The sequence below is a fragment of the Litorivivens sp. genome (genome assembly GCF_041625495.1).
GTDB lineage: Bacteria > Pseudomonadota > Gammaproteobacteria > Pseudomonadales > Spongiibacteraceae > Litorivivens.
Genome location: NZ_JBFJTH010000232.1, coordinates 1 through 4465, shown reverse-complemented (window position 1 = coordinate 4465; position 4465 = coordinate 1). Strand labels below are relative to the sequence as shown.

The following is a 4465-nucleotide window of genomic DNA, read 5'->3' as shown; positions in this document are numbered from 1 at the left end:
GGCCTGTTTCCCGGTGCCCGTTACGATGGTGTGTTCGGTATGTGGTATGGCAAGGGGCCAGGCGTCGATCGCAGCATGGATGTGATCAAGCACGCCAACGCTGCGGGTACAGCGAAATTTGGTGGTGTGCTGGCGGTGGCAGGCGATGACCATGCAGCAAAATCTTCAACTTTGCCGCATCAGTCCGAACATATGTTTATGGGTGCCTCCATCCCAGTGTTAGCCCCCGCCAATGTGCAGGAAGTTCTGGATCTGGGCGTTTACGGCTGGGAGTTGTCGCGATACAGCGGCTGTTGGGTAGGGCTGAAAGCCATTACTGAGAATATGGATTCGGCTGTTTCTGCCGAAATCGATCCGCATCGAATCAACATTGTGATCCCCGACAGTTTCCAGATGCCACCGGACGGGGTGCACATTCGTCACCCTGATAATCCGTTGGATCAGGAGCGTCGGCTCAACAAGTTCAAGATCTACGCGGCTCGCGAATTTGCGCTGGCCAACAACCTCAACTACGTGGCGATCGATAGCCCGAAACCACGGTTGGGTATCATCACCAGCGGTAAAGCCTATCTCGATGTGCTCCAAGCGCTGGAAGACCTAGGTATCGATCAGCGTAAAGCCGCTGATATCGGTTTGCGGGTGTTTAAAGTGGGAATGCCCTGGCCGCTGGAGCCAGTAGCGACCCACCGATTTGCCGATGGTCTCGAGGAAATTCTGGTGGTGGAGGAAAAACGTTCCATCATCGAAGATCAGCTTACCGGCCAGCTGTACAACTGGCCGCTGGATCGTCGTCCGCGGGTTATTGGGGAGTTTGACGAAGAAGGGCGTGATCTGCTGCCTAACTTGAGCGAGTTGACGCCCGCTATGGTGGCGCGCGCGATTGCTTCGCGCATTCGTCGCTTTTATCAAAGTGAGGAGATGGAAAAGCGCCTTGGGTTTTATAATCAGAAAGAGCAGTCGCTGGCCAGCAAGCGCAACAAAATTGCACGTGTCCCCCATTATTGCTCCGGGTGCCCACATAATACGTCTACACAGGTGCCGGAAGGTAGTCAGGCTCTCGGAGGTATCGGCTGCCACTACATGAGCACCTTTATGGAAAGCCGCCCCGCCAAAACCTTCACCCAGATGGGCGGCGAAGGCGTGACCTGGGTGGGGCAGGCTGCATTTACCGACAACAAGCACGTTTTCCAGAATCTCGGTGACGGTACCTATTTCCATTCGGGTCTGCTGGCTATCCGGCAGGCAATCGCTTCCGGTGTGAACATTACTTACAAAATCCTCTATAACGATGCCGTTGCCATGACGGGTGGTCAGCCGGTGGATGGCTCGCTTAGTGTCGAGCAGATCATTCTGCAATTGCGGGGGGAGGGCGTTAAACGCATTGCAGTGGTGTCTGATTACCCCGAGAAATTCCGCTTTGCTCTTGACGATGGACTGAGTCTGGATCACCGCGATGATCTGATGCGTATCCAGAAAGAACTGCGTGAAGTGCCGGGCACCAGCATTTTGATTTATGAGCAGACCTGTGCGGCTGAAAAGCGCCGTCGTCGTAAGAAGGGACAACTGGAAGACCCAAACCGCAGAGTTTTTATCAACCCGGCCGTGTGTGAAGGCTGTGGTGACTGCGGCAAGAAATCCAACTGTCTATCTGTAATTCCCAAGGAGACCGAGCTCGGCCGCAAGCGTCAGATCGATCAGAGCGCGTGTAACAAGGACTATTCCTGTGTCGCAGGTTTTTGCCCGAGTTTTGTGTCGGTGATTGGGGGTCAGCTCAAGAAAAGCAAGGCCGCTGAAAAAGCCGACGGTTTTGTGGATTTGCCCGAGCCGACACATCCCGAACTCCACCAGCCTTGGAATATTGTTGTGACTGGTGTCGGCGGTACCGGCGTTCTTACGGTTACGGCGGTGTTGGCAATGGCTGCCCACATTGAAGGCAAGGGTTGCGCCACAATGAATCAGACCGGATTGGCGCAAAAATTCGGTCCTGTGGTGAGCCATTTACGTGTGGCAAAAAGGCAAGAGGATATCAATGCCGTGCGTATACCTGCCGGTGATGCCGACTTGCTGATTGGCTGCGACCTGGTGGTGAGCACCAACGATGAAGCCATCGCCAAGGTGAATGTTGAGCGCTCTTATGCTGTGATCAATGAGACCGAAGCGCCGACCGCTGAGTTTGTCTACAACCCTGATGCACAATTCCCCATGGCCTCTATGAAGCAAATCCTGCGGGAAGAAATTGGCGAGGACAAAGTCGATTTTATCGAGGGCACAGATATAGCCACGCACCTGCTGGGTGATGCTGTGGCAACGAACTTCTTCATGCTCGGTTACGCCTATCAGAAGGGCTACATTCCGGTGAGTGGTGAAGCGATTGAAGAGGCCATTGCTTTGAATGGCGTGGCTGTGGAATTCAACAAGCAGGCTTTTCTCTGGGGTCGGCGCAGTGTTGTTGATATTCATGCGGTGAAAAAGATTGCTGGAGTGGGTGAAAAACACTGGGCTCCGCTGGAAACACTGGATGAAATTGTTGACTATCGCGCGCAGCACTTGCGTAAGTATCAAGACGAAAACTATGCGGAACGCTACCGCCAGCAGGTCGCACAGGTTAAAGATGCCGAAGCTGCATTGAATGCAGACTCCGACTATGCATTGAGCAAGGCGGTGGCGAAATCACTACACAAGCTGATGGCTTACAAAGACGAATACGAAGTTGCGCGCTTGTTTAGCGATGGCGACTTTATGAAGGAGCTGAACGACACCTTTGAAGGTAATTTCAAACTGCAGTTTCATATGGCGCCACCGCTGCTATCCAAAATAGACCCAGACACAGGGCATCCGCGCAAGCGTACCTTTGGCTCCTGGATGATGCCGATGTTTCGAATTCTAGCCAGGCTCAAAACGCTGCGGGGTACCCGCTGGGATATCTTTGGTTACACCGCGGAGCGTCGCCAAGAGCGCGCCACACTAAAAACGTTTGAGAATGAGCTGGCTGAGCTGCTACCACATCTTACGCCTGAAAATCTTCCGCTTGCCGTCGAGCTGGTGGAAACCGTGGAGTCCATACGTGGTTTTGGACATGTGAAGGACGCCGCGCTTGAACAAGCAAACATACGTCGGGCTCAGTTGCGAAAGCGCCTGCGTGGTGACGACGTGGTTCAGGTTATTGAAGTTGAATCGGCGGCCTGAACAGGTCGCTAACTGTAGTCGATAGTCGCATTGGGTGCTTTGCCTGGTTCCCTATCGGTAGTATTGGGAGTTTGTCATGTCAGTGTTTGATTCCGCTTTTTATGACCAGCATGAGTTGGTCGCGTTTCACAGCGATAAGGCCAGCGGTCTCCGGGCGATTGTCGCGGTGCACAATACCAACCTTGGGCCCGCCGTTGGCGGCTGCCGCATGTTTCCCTATGCCAGTGATAGCGCGGCTCTGGATGATGTTCTACGGCTGTCGCGCGGCATGACCTATAAGTCGGCACTTGCAGGCTTGCCCCTTGGTGGCGGCAAGTCGGTCATTATTGGCGATTCCCACACCGAGAAATCGCGAGAATTATTGCTGGCCATGGGCGAGTTTATCGACAGCCTTGGCGGTCGTTACGTCACCGCTGAGGACTCAGGAACCAGTGTCGCCGATATGCATATTATGCGCGAGCGCACACAACATGTATCTGGTATCACAACTAAGCAGCGTTTTGGTGGTGATCCATCGCCCTACACAGCCTATGGTGTTTACTGTGGTATTCGAGCGGCACTTCGCTATCAACGAGGTACCGATGCTTTAAAAGGTCTGCGGTTTGCCGTGCAGGGCGCAGGCGCCGTGGGTCGGCATTTGATTGAGCGTCTGATTCGCAACGGCGCCGACGTGGTGGTGGCGGATATTGATGCGGAAAACCTCAAGCGAGCGCAAGCCTTAGGTGCCCGCCTTGTCTCTCCGGAGCAGATACTCACCACGCGCGCCGATGTATTTGTGCCCTGCGCGATGGGAGCAGTGTTGAACGACAAAACAGTCGGTGAATTGAACGTGGATATCGTTGCCGGCGCGGCTAATAACCAGCTGGCCACGCCAGAGCAGGGCGATAGTTTACGCCAGCGCGGCGTACTGTACGCGCCGGATTTTGTGATTAACGCTGGCGGTATAATCGATGTGTTTTACCAGCAGCAGGGCAAAAGCGGTGAGCAGAGTGAGAAGCACGTTGAGCGTATTGGCGACGTTTTGACGCAGATATTTCAGCGCTCAGAAACAGAGGCACTGTCTACCCATGCGGTGGCGGAACAGATGGCCGAAGCCATCTTCCAATCAGCTGACAAGCACCATTTTAAAGCCAGTGCGTGAGTGATTCGCTTGGGGGTAAGCTCCTGTGAATTGGCGTAGTTGGTTAAATCGCGCAGCCGGTCAGGGCCGGTTACGCCCGTACTGATCATGGCTTGAGACCCACTCGTCCGAGACAATGGCTGCCGCCAGCGAAAGGTC

Annotated in this window: 2 protein-coding genes; both read left to right on the top strand. The window is 54.2% G+C overall.

Features of this window, described 5'->3' with window-relative positions:
* On the top strand, positions 1-3186 hold a 3186-nt coding region (locus ABYP39_RS17560), incomplete at its 5' end, for an indolepyruvate ferredoxin oxidoreductase family protein (RefSeq protein WP_372783885.1).
* Between the two features lie 76 nt (positions 3187-3262).
* Positions 3263-4327 carry a Glu/Leu/Phe/Val dehydrogenase gene (locus ABYP39_RS17555; RefSeq protein ID WP_372783883.1) on the top strand — a complete coding sequence of 355 codons (1065 nt, stop codon included), beginning with the start codon at positions 3263-3265 and terminating at the stop codon, positions 4325-4327.
* The last annotated feature ends 138 nt before the right edge of the window (positions 4328-4465 follow it).